Genomic DNA, 20,922 nt, shown 5'->3' on the forward strand with positions numbered 1-20,922 from the left:
CATTTTGATATGAATCATACTTGCAAGCTGTTGGAAATGTCGTCATAAAGTAGCAAAAACATTGTTTATTAAAAACACTGATTCTTTTCATGAAATTAAATTGGTCTCATGATAAAATAAATATAATTGTTTGGAGGAAAATTATGACTGAAAAAGAACAGTGGTCGGCTTGGCATGAGCAGTTGATTGCCATTATTAATGATATTAATACGCCACATACATTGGGTGGTATTACAAATGATGCGAATCGTGCACATGATTCACGACTAGCACGACGCGCTTTGGACAATTTGATTGTTTTAAGTGAAGAAATTAATGCCATGCGGCAACAACCAGATGAGAATTAAATCATGATCCCAGAAAATGCACAGAGTTTACCAAAACGTGTGAAAGCGGCTTGGCTAGTTGTTGATATCAGCGCCTTATTGATTGTTTTTGTTATTGGACTGATTGTCAATCTTGTTTTTAAATTAGATTGGTCTGGCCTAGTAGCAATAGGAATCAATGGCTTATTTGGCATTGTGATGTTGGCGATTATTGGTGATGCTGTTCTTATCCCATATCATTATCGATTTTATAAATATGTGGTCAATGGATCGGCTGTCTCAATTTATAAAGGGTTTATTTGGCGCCGTTCAGAAACGATTCCGTTGAATCGTATTCAAAACGTGGATACAAGGCAAGGGCCAATCTTTGGATTTTTCCATCTGCAAAATTTAGCTATTGTCACCGCGGCGCATGCCTTTAAAATTGAAGGTATTAACGAAGATGTTGCGCAGTATCTACGTGACCAATTGATTGCTGCGGCCCGCCAAGCGCGTGAGGTTGATACAGATGATTAAAGGTCAGCGTCAATCTAGGATTGCTATTTTGTCTGATGCCATATCAAGTATAAAAATGATTGGTTGGCCAATCATTTTTATTTTCTTTGGTGGTCAACACACATGGTCGACAAGGATCATGATCCTTGGTGCTGGTTTGTTACTAGCATTGTTGTTTGGCTTTTTAAATTGGTTTTTTTTTACGTACGATATGTCTGCTTATGAACTAACAACGTCACAAGGTATTTTTGTAAAAAAACATGTGCATATGCCATTTGAAAGAGTTCAGACAATTACACGGACACAACCGATTTATTTCCGACCTTTTAACGTCTTTAAAGTCAATGTGGAGACATCCGGTAAAAATGATGATAAGTTGATATTTAACGCCTTATCATTGTCACAAATTGAGTATATTGAAACACGACGTCAGGAAGCACAGACAAAACAATCAGATGTTGAAATGGCAGCAGTTCAACCAGAGGTTAGTGCGACTTACCAAATTAATAACCGTGATTTGATTTTGTATGCATTAACATCGTTAGGCAGTTTGGGGACGATGGGTATTATTTATGCTGGATTAACAATGATGAACGATTTGATGCCGCAAAATATTCAAAATCGTTTTTATGGTTTGTTTAATCATCAAACGATGACTGTTTATGCGTTGTTAGTGTTTATCGTGCTAATGATTGCTATCATATTGTCGTTTTTACGTTTATATGGACACTATTTTAAATTCACGATATCACGTGTTGGTTCGCATCTAGCCATTAAACGAGGGTTTTTGACCATCAGAGCAGTTAATTTACGTACGTCACGTATTCAGGCTGTTTATTATGAACAGACGTTACTGCGCCGATTAGTTCATCTTGTATCAGTTAAGGTTTTATTAGCCTCATCGATGAAAGAGGATGAAGAACAGACAAAACAGACAACGCTTATACCAGTCGTTACTGAACGTCAGCGCTCGAAAATATTACACAGATTTTTACCAAAATACAACTTTCAGCAACCAGACAAAGCACCGATGGCCTCACATGCGTTATTTTTAAGGTTGCGCTTTATCTTTTTGTTAGACTTAATGGTCATGTTACTATTATTGGTAGCTTTTGAATTGATTTTAATGTCTCTACAAGTCACGTTTAGTTTTTGGTGGTTGCTGTTTGCAACTGTTATTTTACTAATGTACACCTTGGGTGGCGCTTATATAGCCATGTCAGATCAAGGGCTGAGCTTGACTGATGATTATTTAATGATACAAAGGACGATTAATTATACAAAACGAACTTACTTTATACCCTACGAAAAAATTCAAGGGTATTCAATTTCTCAAACTTGGTTTATGGCACGTCAAAAAACGCAACATATTCATATTATTGTGCGTGATGGTGATTCATATCAGCGGGTCACATTGCGATATCTTAAGGCGTCTAGCATTGATCAGTTAGACGAAATATTAAAACATGTCAAGTGAAAGTACTTGACATGTACACTGATTAGTGAGATACTTATTAAGTAAATTAAAGTGTGAAAATCACAAAAGAAATTTGGAGGACATTAATATGTCAGTTAAGATCCGTTTGAAGCGTATGGGTGCAAAAAAGCGTCCGTTCTACCGTGTTGTTATTGCTGATTCACGTTCACCTCGTGATGGCCGTTTCATCGAAACAGTTGGAACATACAACCCAATTTCACAACCAGAAGAAATCAAGTTGGATGAAGCTAAGATTTTGTCATGGTTGAGCAATGGTGCACAACCATCAGACACTGTTCGTAACTTGTTGAGCCATGCTGGTATTTTAGCAAAGTATGCAGAAACAAAGTCAGGTAAGAAGCCAGCTTCTGCCAAGACAACAACTGCAGTAGCAAAGCCAACAGAAAAGAATACAGTTGCTGAAATTAAAGCTTATTTGGATGCCCAAGGTACAGAATACGCTTCTTCAGCTAAGAAGGCTGATTTGTTAGCTTTGGTATAAAAGTTAATTTTGTTATAAAAGGGAACCAAACATCATGTGATGATGTTTGGTTCCCTTTTTTTGATATGTTTAGTTGTCCATTACAATGGACGATGTATAAAAGTAACCGCTTTCAAAAAATCGTATAATAAAAATGTAGAAAGGGCGGTGAATAAATTGCGTACGATTGAGAATCAGATACTGATGTTTTTAGGCCAACAAGTAGGCTTTGTTGATGCTAAAAAAATAGCATTAACATTCAAAGTATCAACTAAAACAGTTTACCGTACAATCAATAAATTGAATTCTTCCGAAATTATTATTGAATCACAGAGAGGACGTGGGTATAAATTAATAGAAGATTTAAAGTTAGTTACAGATACAAAGGCGGATGTACAGCGGCAAATTGATATGTCCGTTAGTTTATTGACTCATTTTCCAAACCATATGAATCGTTTAAAATTTATTGATAAATTTTATATATCTGATTCAACATTGACAAGAGACTTGACCAGAATAGGTGAGAAACTTAAAAAATTCAACATTCAACTAAATAGGTCAGATGGCGAAGTAACGGTTATTGCAACTGAGGTACAAGTCCGCAAGGCACTAAATTATTTTTTTCTTGAAAATACGCGAACTAAAAACGTGCTAGATAATATTAGTGAAATTTTTCCAAATATTTCTGTTGAAAATCAAACCTTTATTAGTAGTCAAATGATGCTAATTGAACAAAAATTGAATGTTCAAATATTAGAGCCATATACGATTAATATTTTTTCACATCTATATATTTTATTAGAAAGAGTTCGTCAGCATAGATATGAAATAACTGAATCGCACGTTGTTCAACAACATTATGATACTATGCTGACCAAAGTGGCACGTCAAATCATTTTGAATATCAGTCAATTTTCACATGAAGAGATTCCAGATCAAGAGATTAACAATCTACTAATTTATCTTGTAGGGTTACGATATGACAAACAGTTAGATGATAGTAATAATGATGAAGCATATCAATTAGTTGATTTTTTGATTCGAAATCTATCATTGACTGACCGATATGTTAATTTTGAAACACTAAAAAAAGGGTTGCTAGGACATGTCAGACCAATGATTCACCGTATTGAATCTGGCATAGCCGTTGTTAATCCGCTATTAAGTGATATTAAGTTTAGCTATCGAGAGGTTTTTGGTCAAATCCGGCTAGTATTAGATAGGTCACAATACACTATTTCAGATGATGAAATTGGGTTTTTGACACTTTATGTTGTACGTGCTTTGGAAGAAGTGACTGACCATAAGCGCGTTTTGTTGATGTGTTCAACAGGTGTAGGAACAGCTCAGTTATTACAAACTAAGGTGCGTCACGCATTTCCTAATTTTGAGATTATAGATATTGTATCGTCTAAGGCTTATCAAATGAACATGAATAACTACCAAAATATCGATTTAGTCATCTCTACGGTGAATATTACCTATCAACCCATTTCACCGGTTATTCAAGTGAGCGCTTTGTTTAATGAAGGGGATAAACGACGTATTGAGGAATTAATTTATGGATAAATATGTATTTGTTGAAGTAGAAAAGAACATTAACTTGGCAGCAGTTATTTCAGAAAAATTTAAATTAGATATTCATGCTGTACAACAAGCATTAGTAGAAAGAGACAAACTTGGTAGTTTATCTATTGCATATGATATTAAGTTACCCCATGTTGAAATTGAAAACATTTCGAACCAGGGGATTATGTGGATAAAATTTGAAACACATTATGAATTAGTAATGGTAGTCGATAAAAACATACCGTCTGAAAACGTTAAACGAATTCTTAGTCAAGTATTAAATGATAGCGGTTTACAAAAAATGAGAAATATACAAAGCCAACAAAATTTGGACCAAATAGTAAAGGGAGCGTTGAAAAATGTTAGAAGATAAAATTATCATACTAGATTCTAAAGCAAAAACTAAAGAAGAGGCTTTGACCATTTTGGCAAACGAATTGGTAACAAGTGGTGCAGTAAAAGCAACTTATCCAATGGCAATTTTAAAACGCGAAAAAAATTTTCCAACGGGTTTATCAACTGATAGTATTGGCTTTGCGATTCCACACACAGATGCTGAACATGTTAATCGTGACCAAGTAGGCTTGCTTAGACTTCAAAATACGGTTGAATTTTTACAGATGGGGGATGGACAAGCAATTCAAGTAAAAATAATTTTTATGCTTGCGCTATCAAAACCACACGAACAATTGGAGATGTTGCAAAAGCTGATATCTATTTTTCAAAACAAAAAAATGGTATCAATGTTATTACAAGAAAGTGATCCGCAAATGGTAATTGCGACATTGAATTCAGCAGGAATAGCATAAGAGAGGAGCAAATGATAATGGGTATTATTAAATGGTTGTTAAATGCAGGGCCTACAGTATTTTTGCCAATGTTATTATTTATATTTGGTTTATTTTTAAGAATTAAGGTTAGCAAGGCATTCAAAGCGGCTCTAATGGTTGGTATTGGATTTACAGGATTGAATTTAGTTATTGGTTTATTAACAGATAATTTAGGACCTGCTGCACAAGCAATGGTACGTAATTTTGGATTATCATTGAATGCTATTGATGTAGGTTGGCCTGCTGCGTCAGCTATTTCTTATGGCACTACTTTAGGAAGCTTGGCTATTCCGATTGGTGTTCTATTAAATGTTATCTTGTTGATTGTAGGGTTAACTAGAACATTAAATGTTGATCTTTGGAATTACTGGCACATTGCTTTTACTGGGTCATTGATTTTTGCAGCAACGGATGATTTTGGTTTAGGTCTGGCCACAATGGCTGTTCATGCAATGTGGATTTATTTTTTGGCAGACTTGGCAGCACCAACGATTCAAAAGCATTATGGGTTAGAGGGGATTTCTTTCCAGCAAGGAGCTTCAGCGCCAGGCTTTGTATTGGTTTTGCCAATTAATTGGTTACTGGATCGTATTCCAGGTATAAAAAATATTAGTTGGACACCAGAGACAATTCAGAAGCGTCTGGGTGTGTTCGGTGACTCTGCTGTCATGGGATTAATCATTGGTTTAGCAATTGGTGGTTTAGCACAATACGATGTGACTAAAATATTGAATTTAGGTATTACAACATCGGCTGTGTTAATTCTTATGCCACGCATGGTGTCATTGTTGATGGAAGGGTTATCGCCAATTTCTGAGGCAGCAAATGAATTGGTACAAAAGAAATTTCCTGGTCGTAACTTGTATGTTGGCATGGATTCTGCACTTGCTGTTGGGCAAGAAGCAGTATTATCCGCTTCCTTGATTTTAGTGCCGGTTTCATTGCTAGTGGCAGTTATTTTACCGGGGAATAAGGTATTACCATTTGGTGATTTAGCAACCATTCCATTTATGTTAGCTGTGATGGCCGCTGTATTCGGTGGCAATGTGTTCCGTATCGTTATCGGTGGCATTGTGGATATTGCCGTATCCTTATGGATTGCGTCTTGGATAGCACCCTTGTTGACAATTGCTGCTAAATCTGCCCATTTTTCGATGAATGGCGCTTCATCAATATCAGTTTTGTCAGATGGTGGTACCTGGACAACATTGTTGATTGTCGGATTAGGAAAAATGCTGTCATGGGGCGGCATTGCTATTGTTGGTATGATTGTTCTTGGATTGATGATTTGGCTAAATAAATTTCACGCAAAGCGTGTATAAAGGAGAATTGAAATGAAAAAGTCTTTAATGGTTGTATGTGGAACAGGTATTGCAACGTCAACAATTGCGACGGGAAAAATAAAAGCTTATCTTGAAAAAGAAGGGTTACTTGACAATGTCAAATTCTTACAATCTAAAATTTCTGACGAAGTAGGGGCCATTCGTAATGGTGATTATGATATTGTTGTTTCAACGACAATTGTTCCAAATGATATTAAAGAAAAAGTTATCAATGGTGTACCATTATTAACAGGTGTAGGGACACAATCAGTTTTTGATCATATAAAAAATGCTCTCTAGATGATAAAGGTAGCGGAAATATGTTGATATGTTTCAACAGAACTATGTAATTTTGTAAATCAGCCACATATCCGTTATAATGAAGTTATCCAAACGTGGAAGCGCTTTCTTTGACTTTGGACATAATGGAGAAAAAAATGTTAACAAAACCAAAATTATTTTTAGATATGGATAATGTCTTAGTTGATACGCTACCTATTTTAAACAGTATTGATATGACTAATCAAACGGTAGCGAAGCCGGATCAGATTCCTGGTATTTTTCGTCATTTACCACCAATGGCAGGCGCCGTTGAAGCAGTTAAAGAGTTGTCAGGTATTTATGAGTTGCATATTCTGTCCACTGCGCCGTGGAAAAATGCTAGTGCCTGGCAGGATAAATTAGTTTGGTTGGCACAATATTTTGGAGATGGGGCATCGAGTCCGTTTTATAAACGCGTGACCTTAACGCATGATAAAGGGTTGGCTCATGGTGTAGGCGGTATTTTGATCGACGATCGACCTTATCATGGTGCCAGCGCATGGCAAGATACAAGTACGGATAGTTTATGGTTACAGTATGGTTATGATCCAAGACTAGTTTGGTCAAAAGACCTTGTGTCTTATTTAAAATTAGTTGGTCAAACGTATCAAACTTCTGGGAAATTGCGTGACAGTGCCGAGCAAGTTGCAAAAAAGGCGGCATATGAACTTTTTAGTCGTGACAGTAGCTTTGAAAAAGCAGCTTGGGAATGATAAAAAGACAGCGAGTTTATTCTGGCTGTCTTTTTATTTGACTTTTTTTGAACGAAAATGATAGAAAAAAGTTGCAAATAAATTTAAAAAAGGTTATTATAGTCCTTGTAAAGAAAGCGCTTACATTTAACGAGGATGATCATGATAGTAGAAGAAAGACAGAAACGTTTATTACGTGTGATACAAAAAAAAAGTTTATGTCGTTACAAGAATTAAAAGCGGTCACGCAAACATCATTATCAACCATTAGACGAGACCTTGAAAATTTAATGACTAGTGGCAACGTACGGCGTGTACATGGTGGCGTTGAGTTTGTCGAACCAGACAGAGCTGACCTCACAGTTAACGAACGCGTCCCTATCTATCAAGCAGATAAACGCAAAATTGCGCAAAGAGCTGTGCAACAACTGGTTGGCGGAGAAATCATTTTTCTAGATGCTGGATCAACGACAGGAGAAATGATTGCTTACTTGGCTGATAAGAAGCCCGCGGTGACTGTGGTTACCAACTCAGTTCATCACGCCGCTAAGTTGTCTGACCTCATGATTCCTGTCATGATTATTGGCGGTCAGGTCAAGCAAACAACCGATGCAGTGATCGGCGCAGCAGCTGTAGCGCAAATCAACAGTATGGTTTTCGATGTCAGCTTTGTTGGCGCAGATGGCTTATCAGTGGATTTTGGATTGACGACACCAGATTTGGAAGAAGCAGCGATTAAAAGAGCTGTTGTCGCACGGTCACAACTCAGTTATGTTTTAGCTGATGCGAGTAAAATTGGTACAGCATCATTTGCAAAAGCGGTTGATTTAGGTCAAGTTGTGCTAGTAACGACACAATTAACGTCGGAACAAAGAACGCGGTTAAAGCATGAAATGACAGTTTTAGAGGCGGAGGGCAGCTTATGATTTATACAGTGACATTAAATCCATCATTGGACTACATGACGCGATTAGATAATTTAACGCTTGGGGTAACAAATCGGGCACAATCTGAAACAATTTTTCCAGGTGGTAAGGGAATCAATGTGAGTCGCTTGTTGGGAAATTTAGGGATGAATAACACAGCATTAGGATTTTTAGGTGGCTTTACAGGTCATTACCTTCAAAAAAAATTATCTGATACGCATCTGATACAAGCATTTACCCCAATTGTGGGACAAACACGCATCAATCTGAAAATCAAAGCAGCAATTGAAACAGAAATTAATGCGACAGGTCCAGCGATTACAGATCAAGAGGTGAATGATTTTCTAGAAAAATTCGAACTGTTAACACAGCAAGATGTCGTTATTTTATCGGGTAGTGTGCCTCGTAGTTTGGATCCTGAGATTTATCAACAGTTACTTGTAAAAATCTTGGCACAGGGCGCGCAATTTGTGATTGATACAACAGGTGAACAGTTGAAGTCGGCGTTGGCTAGTCACCCCTTGCTAGTCAAGCCTAATCGTAGTGAGTTAGCACAACTTTACCAGGTGCACTTAGACACGCAAGATGATGTGATTAAATGGGGTAGACAATTAATTAATGATGGTGCACAGTACGCCATTGTGTCACTTGCAGGCGATGGGGCAGTATTTTTTACAGCTGATGACCAGTATTTTGCCAAACCAGTAACTGGTCAGGTTAAAAATTCAGCTGGTGCTGGTGACTCAATGATTGCGGGATTTATTGGTACATGGTTAGCAACAGGGGATACGTTGGAAAGCTTTAAGATGGCGGTAGCAAGTGGTACCGCAACAGCGTTTAGTGATGATATTGCAACAAAACAAAAAATTTTAGAAATTTACCAACAGGTTAATATTACGCCATTAGATAAGTGAGGCATATGATGAAAATTAGTGAATTATTAATCCCCGAAGTAATGATTTTAGATTTACAGGCGACTACAAAAGAAGCTGTTTTTAATGAAATGATTGATCGTTTGTCAAAAGCAGGTCGCATTACGGACAAACAGACGTTTCTATCTGGCATTTTAGCACGTGAAGCACAGACAACAACCGGCTTAGGTGACGGTATAGCTATGCCACACGCCAAAAATGAAGCTGTTAAATTACCAACAATTGTGTTTGGTAGGTCGACAAAAGGTGTTGACTATCAAGCAATGGATGGACAACCGGTACATTTGTTGTTCATGATTGCTGTACCTGCTAACGCTAATAATACACATCTAGAAGCGTTGGCGAGTTTATCACGTTATCTCTTGCAAGATGGTTTCACCGACAAATTAAAACAAGCACAGACACCAAACGACATTGTGGCGTTGTTTACAGCACAAGAAGAAGCAGTTACGCCAGCGCATCAGGTTGCAGCAGACGCACCGTATTTAGTCGCAGTAACAGCATGTACAACTGGTATTGCACATACGTATATGGCTGAAGAATCCTTGAAAAAGCAAGCTGAAAAATTAGGTATTCAAATTAAAGTGGAAACCAATGGTGCCGGTGGTGTCGGTAATCGCTTGACCGATGAGGAAATTGCTCGTTCTCAAGGTGTCATTATTGCTGCTGACAAAAAAGTTGAAATGGCGCGTTTTGATGGTAAGCCACTCATTAATCGACCGGTAGCTGATGGTATTCGCAAACCAGAAGAGTTGATTAAATCAGCGTTAGATGATTCAGCGCCGATTTATCACAGTCAAGAGCCAAACGAAAATTATCGTACTGATGGTAATCAAGCAAAATCAATTGGTAAAGCATTTTATCGTCATTTGATGAGCGGCGTATCAAGTATGTTACCGTTTGTTATTGGTGGTGGTATTGCAATTGCATTGGCTTTCTTAATTGATCAAAGTTTAGGTGTCCCGCAAAGTGCTTTAGCGCAATTAGGATCCTATCATCCGATAGCTGCATTATTTAAGCAAATCGGTGGCGCCGCCTTTAACTTTATGTTGCCCGTGCTAGCAGGTTATATTGCTTACTCGATTGCTGAAAAACCTGGTTTAGTTGCCGGATTTGTGGCTGGTGCACTGTCAGCTAATGGTTATAATTTTTATAACGTTGGTTTAGATCCTAACCATGCCCCAATTCCTTCAGGTTTCTTAGGCGCATTGGTTGGTGGCTTCTTGGCTGGTGGTATCGTATTATTGCTCAAGAAAATTTTCCAGAAGTTACCAAAATCATTAGATGGCATTAAATCAATTTTATTTTACCCAGTCTTTGGTGTTTTATTGACAGGGTTTGCGATGCTATTTGTTAATATTCCGATGTCTGCCATTAATACAGGACTGGATAGCTTCCTATCAGGATTAAACGGGACAAATGCAGTACTTCTAGGTGCCATTCTAGGTGGGATGATGGCGATTGACATGGGTGGTCCGATTAACAAAGCAGCCTATGTTTTTGGGACAAGTACCTTAGCTGCAACAGTGTCTACAGGCGGTTCGACAATTATGGCTGCAGTCATGGCAGGTGGTATGGTACCACCTTTGGCAATATTTGTAGCTACATTGCTATTCAAACACAAGTTTAGCCAGCAAGATCGACAAGCTGGTTTGACAAACATTGTCATGGGACTTTCCTTTATTACTGAGGGTGCGATTCCATTTGCGGCAGCAGACCCTGCACGCGCCATTCCAAGTTTCATGGCTGGTTCAATTTTATCTGGTGGTCTGGTTGGCTTAACTGGTATTAAATTACTTGCACCACATGGCGGTGTGTTTGTCATAGCATTAACAAGTTCTCCTATACTTTATATTATTTTTATAGCAGCAGGCGCTGTGGTTTCGGGTCTGATTTACGGCACATTGAAAAAAGTATAAAAAATGTCAGTCAGTAGATAAAGTCTAATTGTTGTTCAACAGATTAGACTTTTTTTAATGCACAAAAATCAGTTGTTAGTCCAGTAGACTATCTTTGTGATAGCGGTTACTTTATAATGATATAAAGAGATGTCGCCTTAAGGCCAATGATCTTATGGTGACGACACATGATTTGGAGGTTTTTATGTTATTGAATTTTATTAATGTGACCCTTGTGTTTAGCATTGGGTTATTATTGATGAACGTGGTTGCTTGGGTCATTAGTCGCCGAACCAAGTGGTTTTTACTGACGTCACTGATCGAACTACTTGTGATTTATCTGGCGCTGTATGTTCAAATGCCACCTAAAAATTTGACGACGTTGTTAAATATTAATTTATTTTTAGCTATTGGTGCTGTAGTCATTAATTTTATTGGCAATGTTGGTTTGTCTGCTGTAGATAAAATACGCGATTTGGGCCAAGAAAATAATCATAAACATGCGCGTAATGTGAACGTTCCTGCTAAAGAGGGCCATTTTTTGCGACGTTATACAGTTGTTGCTATCGTACCAATTTTATTATGGATTATCGTTGGTGCGACAGCGTTTGTCACAAAAATTACAAGTATTGATAATGTTTATGAATCTATTCCCACGCAAACAAAGCGTTCAGCGGAATTACTGACATCAGCCAAAGACATGCCAATTGCACTGGCGCCAGATACTGCCAAACGTAAAATGCAGCAAAAATTTAGTGTGATTCCAAATTCAAATATGTATGAACTAGATGGTATCACAGCGCAAACTGTTAATGGTGAGTATGTTTATGTTGCAACGGTCGAGTTTAATGGCTTCTTCAAGTGGCTGAAAAATAAATATGTGCCAGGCTATTTCATTATTAGCGCAACAGATGTTAATGCGCAGCCTAGGTTTGTCAAAGAACGCTTGAAGTATACAACATCAGCTTATCTCAATGATGATGCCGCTCGAAAAATCTATGCTAAAGCACCTACTTATGCTAGTACAGGTCGCATGAATTTAGAAATTGATGATCAGGGTGTTCCTTACTATGTTCAGACTTTATACCGAGAATATGGTGTGTCTGGTCGTATGAAATTTAATGAGTTTAAGACTGCTGTGCTTAATGCACAAACAGGCGACGTTAAAATTTATGATGCCAATAAAGCACCAAAGTTCATTGATGCACCGATTACGAGTTCTGCGGCCAATCAAATGAATGAGTTTTATGGTCGTTACCAAAAGGGTTGGTGGAACCAAACATCACTCGGTGCCAAACGCGATGTCAAAGTGCCAACGGATAACGGAATTTATTCTGGTGGTCAAATCACACCATTAATTGATTCTAAAGGGCATTTGGTTTACTTTACCGACTTTACATCTGGCAACAACGATCAAGATTCAGCATTAGGCTATTCATTAGTCGATGCACGAACGGGTCACCTAACTTATTATCGTGATACGCGATCAGGTCTCATGGATTCAGATGGTGCCATTAGTATCGCAGACAAAATATACCCTGAAAAGAAGTGGCAAGCGCATATGCCAATTTTGTATAACATTGACGGCACGCCAACGTGGGTGGTTTCATTACTAGACACAAAGGGTATTTTTAAAAAATATGTCTATATTAACGCCATTGATAACGATATTGTGATTGATGGGGATAATGCTCAGGAATCTTTGGATGATTATCGAAAAGATTTGGCTGACTCTGGTTCTAACAATCGATCAACCGACCCAAAAACGCAAAAGACATTTACTGGTAAAGTCTCTCGTGTTGCATTGGTCAATGATGGTAAAACAACCATCGTTAACTTTATGATTGATGGTCAGCCAACTGTCTTTAAAATTGACGCTGATAGTAACCCAACGGTCGTTTTCCTAAATACTGGTGACGACGTATCCTTTAAGGCCAATATATTAGATCAAGCTAAAATAGCTACGATTGATGATATAACAATTAAAGATTTGAAATGATAAAAAACGGTTATTTGTGATAACCGTTTTTTTTATATAGAAGTGATATAAAAAATGACGTATAATGAGCATACTGAAACACTGGAAAGGGACACACAATGATAACTTATGACACAGCGCCTTTTTTAGGCCGACAATTGACACTGTTTAAAAGTCAAGATGCGCTTGTCTTTATTAGCCTAGCTGATGACGCCTATGCTAATTTTTATTCTTTTTATCCAGATGAACAAGTGACACGTGCTGAAATACCAGAATTACACTATTTTGAACGTTATGCTGCTGGTCAATTTGTGGACTGGTCCCAACTCAAAACAGCATATCTCAAGGGAACGCCATTTCAACGTGATGTGTGGCAAGCCATGCGTGAGATGAAATTGTCTGAAACATTGACGTATTCTGAATTAGCTGTACGTGCCCAGCATCCGACAGCCATTCGAGCAGTTGCATCAGCTGTTGGTAAGAATCCTTTGACAATTATTAATCCGTGTCACCGTATCTTGCCAAAAAGCGGTGGTATTGGCAAGTTCCGTTATGGATCAGTGATTAAACAAGCTATATTAGCATTAGATCAACAGATGATATTAGCAAAGTAACAACAAAAATCTGATATAATAACACTATGACAAATACAGAAAATTATTTTAAAGTTGGCACAATTGTCAACACACATGGTATCCGTGGCGAAGTTAAAATTATGGCGATCACTGATTTTGCAGCAGATCGCTTTAAAAAGGGCGCTGAGTTACAAATTGATACCAAGCAAGGCTTTTTACCCATGAAAGTGCAGTCTTCGCGATTACATAAAAACATGTGGCTCGTTTTATTTGAAGGCATTACCAATATCAATGATATTGAAAAATATAAGACGCATGATATCTACGTCTATGGTGAAGCGCGTCAGGAATTAGATGACGACGAATACTATTATGACGAAATTATTGATAGTCGTGTCGTTGATCTTGATGGTCACGAAATTGGTGTCGTATCTGATATTATGACAACACCAGCTAATGATGTTTGGACTGTTAAACGCGAGGGGCAACCTGATGCCTTGATTCCAATGATTGACGATGTCGTTAAAAATGTTGACGTTGAACAGCATTTAATCACGATTGATGCGTTAGAAGGGTTGCTTGATTAATGCGTATTGATGTTTTGAGTTTATTTCCAGATATGTTTACCCCGCTAAAACAATCAATTTTAGGTAAGGCAATCGATAAAGGTGCCTTAGATTTTCATGTGACTGATTTTCGCGACTATACGGATAACAAACATAACAATGTGGATGACTATCCGTTTGGTGGTGGTGCGGGGATGTTGTTGATGGCACAGCCTATTTTTGATGCCATGTCTGCTGTTGAAAAAGAGGTAGGCAATAAAGGACATGTTGTGCTTCTGGATCCAGCCGGTCGAAAATTTGATCATCATGTTGCCGAGGAATTGGCGCAAAAAGAACATGTCACGTTTATTGCTGGTCACTATGAGGGGTACGATGAACGTATTCGCGAATTAGTCGATGATGAAATCTCATTGGGTGATTATGTATTGACTGGTGGTGAACTAGGTGCGATGGTCATTATTGATGCGACAGCACGATTTTTACCCGATGTTTTGGGCAATAATGTCAGTGCTGAGGAAGATTCCTTTCAAGATAATCTATTAGAATTTCCGCAGTATACGAGACCAGCAGACTTTAGAGGTCGAAAAGTGCCTGATGTCTTAATGAGTGGGAATCACGCCAAAATAGCTGAATGGCGGCTCAAAGAGTCGCTTAGACGGACATGGCAACGTCGACCAGACTTGCTGGAAAATCGCGATTTAACCAAACAAGAGCGTGATTTGTTAGACGATGTCAAGCAAGAATGACGATATTGATTTGATTATGTAAAATGACAACCATCATTTGGTTGTCATTTTTTGGTGATGTCATGATACGTATGATTTAAAAATCAATATATATAAATATGAAAGCCCTAAAATATCGTTAAATATTTTAGGGCTTTCACATTTATAACTTATTATATACGCAATAAAAATAATATGAATAAGTATATTATCATTTAGGTAATGAATTTACCTAAAACGTTCAGTTGATCAAATTTTTAGTGTATGCAGATTGAATACGATTGAATTTTTTTTTAAGGCAGGGATCGTTCAAATAATCTGTCACAACATAAGCTCGGTCAATTTTGTCTGTATCTTGCTTATATAGTGCAGTTAAGAACAAAAGCCATAGATCAAAATTTGAATTTTCTCGTATTTTTAAGTGACTCAATTTTGACAGTATCCACTCAGTGATGACGTCTTTTTTTTGAACAATGCTACTTTCTAGATATTTGAGCATTAGTGTCGCTACGATCTCATGACTGATTGATTTATTTTCTTGTGCCATATATTGTGTCAAAATATCAGAAATGTAAGGTTTTATTTTTTCAGTATGGAGCATATTTAATGTGCATTCTAGTAAGTAAATATCATAAAGTTGCCATCTCATGATTTTATCAAAATAGTTTAAAAGTGACGCTTGATCAGCTTCGGTGGCCATTTTGAAAGTGACATGATAAATGGTTGCCTGAATCATGAGCAGGTGATGCTTGTTTTTAGGTGTTAAGGTGCTGCTTTCTTTTATTTTTAAATAGCGTTGTTTTAAAGTTGTCATATCAGTTGATGTGTATTTTTCATTGAGATCATTTCTAAAGTCGGTAATGTCTGTACCAACTTTAGAATACATGTAAAAATATTCCTCAATCGTTAAGTCTAATGCTTTACAAATAAGATGAATCGTTTGAAGATTTGGTAATATTTGACCACTCTCTATTCTTGAAACCATAGCTTGGGATCCGATTATTCTGCCCAACTCACTTTGTGAGATGTTTTTTAGCTTGCGTCGCTCCCTGATTAAATTGAAATTGCTATCTTTTTGCATAGTATTTCCTTTCTGTTTGTAAAAAATATAACAATTAATTATTATCCTGCATTTTGGCATAATTTCGACTTATTCATTATTGGATAATCAATATTGAATAAAATAAAAAATAGCATCGTATGCGTTGTAGAATGACATGGTAAAGGTTAATCAACTTTTACAAATACAAAAAATTCCAAAAAATGTAATGGAATTTTAAATAATGGAAACAAAAAAAAGGAAAAGGTGGCTTTTTAATGAGAGATAAGAGAATAGTATGTGAACGCAAGAAGTTGTACAAGTCAGGTAAAATGTTAGTGACAGCTGGTATTTTTTCATTAGCCATCTTTGGCGCCACGGTTACTAATGTAAGTGCCGATACAACTCACACAGACAATGCTACATTGGTTGCTGCGAACGATCCAGTCAAGGCGCAAGAGCAAGGATCAACTCACGATGATGCAGTAGCAAATGACAAGGCGACAGTCACACCAGTGACTGAATCGGCTAAAACGGATGCCGCAACAGACGATAAGACAGCAGACACACCAATAGCAGAACCAGCTAAGGCGGATGTGACAGCAGTTGACAAGACGGCAACTGAACCAGTGACAGAACCGGCTAAAACAGAAGCCGCAACAGACGATAAGACAGCAGCTACATCAGCGGTGGAACCTGCTACAACAAATACGGGAACAACTCAGCCAGTAACTGAGCCAGCTAAAATTGAGACGCCAACAGCGACTGTTGATAAAAACGTACCTGCCGCAAGTACTAAAACATCAGATGCAACAGTTTATAAGGCAAATGACAAAGTAACAACTGATCAGAGCACTGTAGAACCATCAACATCACAAAGTAATTCATCAAACGCAAGTACAGCCAGTGACAAAAAGGAGACTAGTCAAGCTCAGCAACTTGACAAAATCGAAAGTGATTCACCAAACATCAAACAAATTGATGGCAAAACATATTTTGTTGGTGATGATGGTCAAGTTAAAAAGAATTTTACCGCTGTTGTTGATGGTCAAGTACTCTATTTTGATAAGACAACTGGTGAATTGACATCGAATGATCGCCAATATGCCGACGGTTTAACTAACATTGATAATGAACACAATGCTGCCTATTCTTTAACGGCTGATAGCTTCACAAATGTTGACGGGTATTTGACTGCTAATAGTTGGTATCGACCTAAAGAGATTTTGAAGTCAGGGACGACATGGACACCATCAGCAGCAACTGATTTCCGACCATTGCTCATGTCATGGTGGCCTGATAAAGATACACAAGTTGCTTACCTCAAATATATGCAGTCTGTTGGACTTTTAGAAGATGATGTTGCTATTTCAAATAGCACGCAAACAGCTGATTTAACGAATAGTGCGATGTCAGTTCAGAAAAATATCGAACAAAAAATTAGTTTGTCTGGGAACAGTACAGACTGGTTAAAAACAGACATGACACAATGGGTTAATAGTCAACCTAATTGGAATATTAGCAGTGAATCTAAATCAAATGATCATTTGCAAGGCGGCGCACTATTGTATGTTAATAGTGATAAAACACCAGATGCTAATTCTGACGATCGCTTGCTAAACCGCACACCAATTAATCAAAATGGTCAGATTACTGATTCGAGTCAACAAGGTGGCTATGAAATGTTGTTGGCTAATGATGTGGATAATTCAAATCCAGTTGTGCAAGCTGAACAATTAAACTGGTTGTACTATATGATGAATATTGGTACGATTACACAAAATGACCAAACAGGTAATTTTGATGGTTACCGCGTTGACGCCGTTGACAACGTTGATGCTGATTTGTTACAAATTGCCAGTGATTACTTTAAGGCAGCTTATAAGACGAACCAAAGTGATAGTCAAGCCAATTCACATATTTCAATCTTGGAAGATTGGGAAGCTAAGGATGCCGCTTATATCAAAGCACATGGTAATAATCAGTTGACAATGGATTTCCCAATTCACCTTGGTTTGAAATATGCGTTGAATGTGCCTGTTGATCAACGTAGCGGTTTGGAATCAACAATTACGAACAGTTTGGTCAATAGAACAGAAGATTCAACGGAAAACACGGCGCAACCTAACTATTCATTCATCCGAGCCCATGATAGTGAAGTACAAACAGTTATTGCGCAAATTGTCAAAGATAAAATTAATCCCAACTCAGATGGGTTAACCGTCACACCTGATGAGATCAAAAAAGCATTTGAAATTTATAATGCCGATGAATTAAAGGCAGATAAAGAATACACTGCTTATAATATACCATCATCTTACGCGTTATTATTAACGAATAAAGATACAGTGCCACGTGTTTATTATGGTGATTTGTATACTGATGACGGTCAATATATGGCAAAGCAATCCCCATACTACGATGCCATTACGTCATTATTGAAGTCACGCGTTAAATATGTGTCTGGTGGTCAAAGTATGGGAACAACTTACTTACATGACAATCAAGGGGTCCTAACTTCGGTCCGTTATGGAACCGGTTCTACAAACGCTACTGATACTGGAAACGCAGACACACGAACATCAGGTATTGGCCTAGTGATTAGTAATCAACCTGATTTGAATTTAAATCAGAATGAACAAGTTGTCTTGAACATGGGTGCTGCACATAAAAACCAAGATTATCGTGCCTTGATGCTAAGTACCAAAGATGGGTTGCAAATCTATAATGACGATGCTGGTGCGCCTGTGATACGTACAAATGATTTGGGGCAATTGATTTTCAAATCAGATTTGGTACAGGGTATTAATGATCCACAAGTTTCTGGTTATTTGGCTGCCTGGGTACCTGTTGGTGCCAGTGCAAATCAAGATGTGAGAACCGCTAGCAGTACAGAAACATCTACTGATGGCAGCACGTATCATTCTAATGCAGCGCTAGACTCTCAAGTTATCTATGAGGGCTTCTCTAACTTCCAGGCTATGCCAACAAATGCAGATGAGTATACCAATGTTAAAATTGCTCAAAATGCGAGCTTGTTTAAAGATTTAGGCATTACAACCTTTGAATTAGCACCACAGTATCGTTCAAGTACGGATCAAAGCTTCTTGGATTCTGTTGTTCAAAACGGCTATGCCTTTACAGATCGCTATGATATTGGTTACAACACACCAACTAAGTACGGCACAGCAGAGCAATTAGTCGATAGTTTGAGAGCGTTGCATGCACAAGGCATTCAAGCTATTAACGACTGGGTGCCTGATCAAATATATAATTTGCCGGGTGAACAAATTGTCACAGCAACGCGAACAAACAGTTCTGGAAAAGATGACGATGATTCAGTGATCAACCATACTTTATATGATTCATCAACAATCGGTGGCGGCCAGTATCAAGCCCAATATGGTGGGGCATTCTTGGATCAATTGAAAGCAGACTATCCAACTTTGTTTGAAACTAAGCAAATTTCAACGGGTAAGCCAATGAATCCCGATGTTAAAATTACAGAATGGTCAGCAAAGTACTTTAACGGTTCAAATATTCAGGGCCGCGGTGCTTGGTATGTCTTAAAAGACTGGGCAACCAACCAATACTTTAATGTCTCAAGTGATAATGATTTCTTGCCTAAACAGTTGTTAGGTGAGAAGACAAGTACTGGCTTTACGACCAACGAGAGTGGTCAGACGGCGTTTTATTCAACGAGTGGCTATCAAGCTAAGAATACCTTTATTCAAGACAATAACAATTGGTATTATTTCGATAACGATGGTTACATGGTTGTCGGCTCACAAGAAATTAATGGTAGAAAGTATTATTTCCTACCTAATGGCGTTGAGTTGCAAGATGCCTACTTGTCGGATGGTCAAAACCAGTATTATTACAATAAGACTGGTAAAGCGGTTGTTAATCAATATTACTTAGGATCTGACAATAACTGGCGTTACTTCTTTGCTGATGGTCATATGGCACTTGGATTAACAACAATTACTGCCGATAACGGGTCAACATCTGAGCAGTATTTTGATCAAAATGGTGTCCAAGTTAAGGGCACCGCTATTAGAGATGATAAGGGTGATCTACGTTACTTTGATGCTCAAACAGGTAACCTCTTGACGAACACTTGGCAAGAATTACCAAATCAATCATGGATTTACCTTGATGATCAGGGAATTGCTGTCACTAATAAACAAGAAATAAACGGTCAAACAGTCTATTTCAATTATGATGGTAAGCAGGTTAAAAATGACTTTAAACGTTTGGAAAATAACGGTCAATGGTTATACTTGAACGATCAAGGGGATGCATTGACGGGTGAACAAAACGTTGCTGGTCAAGAACTATACTTTAACTCTAATGGTGAACAAGTTAAAAATGATCAGGTTAAAAACAGCGATGGTACAATCAGCTATTATGATGGACATACTGGTGATAAATTGAGAAATGATTTCGGTGAATTACCGGATGGTTCATGGTTATACTTGGATAAAGATGGACACGCCGTAACAGGTGAACAGAAAATTAACGGACAAACACTTTACTTCAATGATAACGGTGTACAACTTAAGGGTGGTACGCATATCGATGAAACTGGAAAGTTGCATTACTATGATGTTAACTCTGGCGACATGGTGACTAATCAATTTGTAACAATTGATGGTAAACAAGTTTATTTCGATAATGACGGTAACGCCGTTGACTGAACAATAATTCATTTGGACAGTTAAAAATTAGTTACATGACAAGTGGGAAGCACAAATATGTGCTTCTTTT

18 protein-coding genes and 1 pseudogene are annotated in these 20,922 nt (G+C 37.7%); 18 read left to right on the plus strand and 1 reads right to left on the minus strand.

Features of this window, described 5'->3' with window-relative positions; all coding sequences use genetic code 11:
* Positions 1–143 precede the first annotated feature (143 nt).
* The 17 genes and pseudogenes from LKI_RS08950 (at position 144) to trmD (ending at position 15,134) form a co-directional block, all read left to right on the plus strand.
* Positions 144–347, plus strand: a complete 204-nt coding sequence (locus LKI_RS08950) for a hypothetical protein (protein WP_013103825.1) — start codon at positions 144–146, stop codon at positions 345–347.
* Positions 348–350: 3 nt separating this feature from the next.
* The gene (locus LKI_RS08955; RefSeq protein ID WP_013103826.1) at positions 351–842 is read left to right on the plus strand and encodes a PH domain-containing protein; all 492 of its coding nucleotides are present in this window, start codon (positions 351–353) and stop codon (positions 840–842) included.
* Entirely contained in the window at positions 835–2,298 is a 1,464-nt protein-coding gene (locus LKI_RS08960; RefSeq protein WP_013103827.1) for a PH domain-containing protein, read from the plus strand. The genes LKI_RS08955 and LKI_RS08960 overlap by 8 nt, the downstream gene beginning before the upstream one ends.
* 88 nt (positions 2,299–2,386) lie before the next feature.
* Positions 2,387–2,800: a 30S ribosomal protein S16 gene (gene rpsP / locus LKI_RS08965; RefSeq protein WP_013103828.1), complete on the plus strand. Its 414-nt coding sequence runs from the start codon at positions 2,387–2,389 to the stop codon at positions 2,798–2,800.
* Positions 2,801–2,947: 147 nt separating this feature from the next.
* Complete coding sequence (locus LKI_RS08970; protein WP_242651966.1) at positions 2,948–4,348, plus strand: BglG family transcription antiterminator; 1,401 nt, start codon at positions 2,948–2,950, stop codon at positions 4,346–4,348.
* The gene (locus tag LKI_RS08975; protein WP_013103830.1) at positions 4,341–4,721 is read left to right on the plus strand and encodes a PTS sugar transporter subunit IIA; all 381 of its coding nucleotides are present in this window, start codon (positions 4,341–4,343) and stop codon (positions 4,719–4,721) included. Before LKI_RS08970 ends, LKI_RS08975 begins: the two co-directional genes overlap by 8 nt.
* The gene (locus LKI_RS08980; protein ID WP_013103831.1) at positions 4,708–5,157 is read left to right on the plus strand and encodes a PTS sugar transporter subunit IIA; all 450 of its coding nucleotides are present in this window, start codon (positions 4,708–4,710) and stop codon (positions 5,155–5,157) included. Before LKI_RS08975 ends, LKI_RS08980 begins: the two co-directional genes overlap by 14 nt.
* Positions 5,158–5,174: 17 nt before the next feature.
* Positions 5,175–6,500 carry a PTS galactitol transporter subunit IIC gene (locus tag LKI_RS08985; protein ID WP_013103832.1) on the plus strand — a complete coding sequence of 442 codons (1,326 nt, stop codon included), beginning with the start codon at positions 5,175–5,177 and terminating at the stop codon, positions 6,498–6,500.
* Positions 6,501–6,512: 12 nt separating this feature from the next.
* Complete coding sequence (locus LKI_RS08990) at positions 6,513–6,800, plus strand: PTS sugar transporter subunit IIB (protein ID WP_013103833.1); 288 nt, start codon at positions 6,513–6,515, stop codon at positions 6,798–6,800.
* A gap of 137 nt (positions 6,801–6,937) precedes the next feature.
* Entirely contained in the window at positions 6,938–7,534 is a 597-nt protein-coding gene (locus LKI_RS08995) for a 5' nucleotidase, NT5C type (RefSeq protein ID WP_013103834.1), read from the plus strand.
* Between the two features lie 141 nt (positions 7,535–7,675).
* Positions 7,676–8,439, plus strand: a pseudogene (locus LKI_RS09000) (DeoR/GlpR family DNA-binding transcription regulator).
* On the plus strand, positions 8,436–9,353 hold the full coding sequence (gene pfkB, locus LKI_RS09005; protein WP_013103836.1) for a 1-phosphofructokinase: 918 nt from the start codon (positions 8,436–8,438) through the stop codon (positions 9,351–9,353). Before LKI_RS09000 ends, pfkB begins: the two are co-directional and overlap by 4 nt.
* Positions 9,354–9,361: 8 nt before the next feature.
* A complete protein-coding gene (locus LKI_RS09010; protein ID WP_013103837.1) occupies positions 9,362–11,290 on the plus strand; it encodes a PTS fructose transporter subunit IIABC in 1,929 nt (642 codons plus the stop codon).
* A gap of 184 nt (positions 11,291–11,474) precedes the next feature.
* Positions 11,475–13,268 carry a hypothetical protein gene (locus LKI_RS09015; RefSeq protein WP_013103838.1) on the plus strand — a complete coding sequence of 598 codons (1,794 nt, stop codon included), beginning with the start codon at positions 11,475–11,477 and terminating at the stop codon, positions 13,266–13,268.
* Between the two features lie 98 nt (positions 13,269–13,366).
* On the plus strand, positions 13,367–13,861 hold the full coding sequence (locus tag LKI_RS09020) for a methylated-DNA--[protein]-cysteine S-methyltransferase (RefSeq protein WP_013103839.1): 495 nt from the start codon (positions 13,367–13,369) through the stop codon (positions 13,859–13,861).
* Positions 13,862–13,887: 26 nt separating this feature from the next.
* A complete protein-coding gene (gene rimM, locus LKI_RS09025; protein WP_013103840.1) occupies positions 13,888–14,409 on the plus strand; it encodes a ribosome maturation factor RimM in 522 nt (173 codons plus the stop codon).
* On the plus strand, positions 14,409–15,134 hold the full coding sequence (gene trmD / locus LKI_RS09030) for a tRNA (guanosine(37)-N1)-methyltransferase TrmD (protein ID WP_013103841.1): 726 nt from the start codon (positions 14,409–14,411) through the stop codon (positions 15,132–15,134). Before rimM ends, trmD begins: the two co-directional genes overlap by 1 nt.
* A 220-nt stretch (positions 15,135–15,354) precedes the next feature.
* Here trmD and LKI_RS09035 read toward each other — a convergent pair whose 3' ends face one another.
* Positions 15,355–16,194, minus strand: a complete 840-nt coding sequence (locus LKI_RS09035) for a helix-turn-helix domain-containing protein (protein ID WP_041773513.1) — start codon at positions 16,192–16,194, stop codon at positions 15,355–15,357.
* A 236-nt stretch (positions 16,195–16,430) separates the two neighbouring features.
* Between LKI_RS09035 and LKI_RS09040 the strand changes: the two genes are divergently transcribed.
* Positions 16,431–20,852 (plus strand): glycoside hydrolase family 70 protein, encoded by a 4,422-nt coding sequence (locus LKI_RS09040; RefSeq protein ID WP_041773516.1) that lies wholly within the window; start codon positions 16,431–16,433, stop codon positions 20,850–20,852.
* Positions 20,853–20,922 lie beyond the last annotated feature (70 nt).

The organism is Leuconostoc kimchii IMSNU 11154 (assembly GCF_000092505.1).
Lineage (GTDB): Bacteria > Bacillota > Bacilli > Lactobacillales > Lactobacillaceae > Leuconostoc > Leuconostoc kimchii.

Coding starts and splice junctions, on each gene's coding strand:
- LKI_RS08950 (WP_013103825.1), top strand. CDS start 144: ATGACTGAAAAAGAACAGTGGTCGGCTTGGCATGAGCAGTTGATTGCC.
- LKI_RS08955 (WP_013103826.1), top strand. CDS start 351: ATGATCCCAGAAAATGCACAGAGTTTACCAAAACGTGTGAAAGCGGCT.
- LKI_RS08960 (WP_013103827.1), top strand. CDS start 835: ATGATTAAAGGTCAGCGTCAATCTAGGATTGCTATTTTGTCTGATGCC.
- rpsP (WP_013103828.1), top strand. CDS start 2,387: ATGTCAGTTAAGATCCGTTTGAAGCGTATGGGTGCAAAAAAGCGTCCG.
- LKI_RS08975 (WP_013103830.1), top strand. CDS start 4,341: ATGGATAAATATGTATTTGTTGAAGTAGAAAAGAACATTAACTTGGCA.
- LKI_RS08980 (WP_013103831.1), top strand. CDS start 4,708: ATGTTAGAAGATAAAATTATCATACTAGATTCTAAAGCAAAAACTAAA.
- LKI_RS08985 (WP_013103832.1), top strand. CDS start 5,175: ATGGGTATTATTAAATGGTTGTTAAATGCAGGGCCTACAGTATTTTTG.
- LKI_RS08990 (WP_013103833.1), top strand. CDS start 6,513: ATGAAAAAGTCTTTAATGGTTGTATGTGGAACAGGTATTGCAACGTCA.
- LKI_RS08995 (WP_013103834.1), top strand. CDS start 6,938: ATGTTAACAAAACCAAAATTATTTTTAGATATGGATAATGTCTTAGTT.
- pfkB (WP_013103836.1), top strand. CDS start 8,436: ATGATTTATACAGTGACATTAAATCCATCATTGGACTACATGACGCGA.
- LKI_RS09010 (WP_013103837.1), top strand. CDS start 9,362: ATGAAAATTAGTGAATTATTAATCCCCGAAGTAATGATTTTAGATTTA.
- LKI_RS09015 (WP_013103838.1), top strand. CDS start 11,475: ATGTTATTGAATTTTATTAATGTGACCCTTGTGTTTAGCATTGGGTTA.
- LKI_RS09020 (WP_013103839.1), top strand. CDS start 13,367: ATGATAACTTATGACACAGCGCCTTTTTTAGGCCGACAATTGACACTG.
- rimM (WP_013103840.1), top strand. CDS start 13,888: ATGACAAATACAGAAAATTATTTTAAAGTTGGCACAATTGTCAACACA.
- trmD (WP_013103841.1), top strand. CDS start 14,409: ATGCGTATTGATGTTTTGAGTTTATTTCCAGATATGTTTACCCCGCTA.
- LKI_RS09035 (WP_041773513.1), bottom strand. CDS start 16,194: ATGCAAAAAGATAGCAATTTCAATTTAATCAGGGAGCGACGCAAGCTA.
- LKI_RS09040 (WP_041773516.1), top strand. CDS start 16,431: ATGAGAGATAAGAGAATAGTATGTGAACGCAAGAAGTTGTACAAGTCA.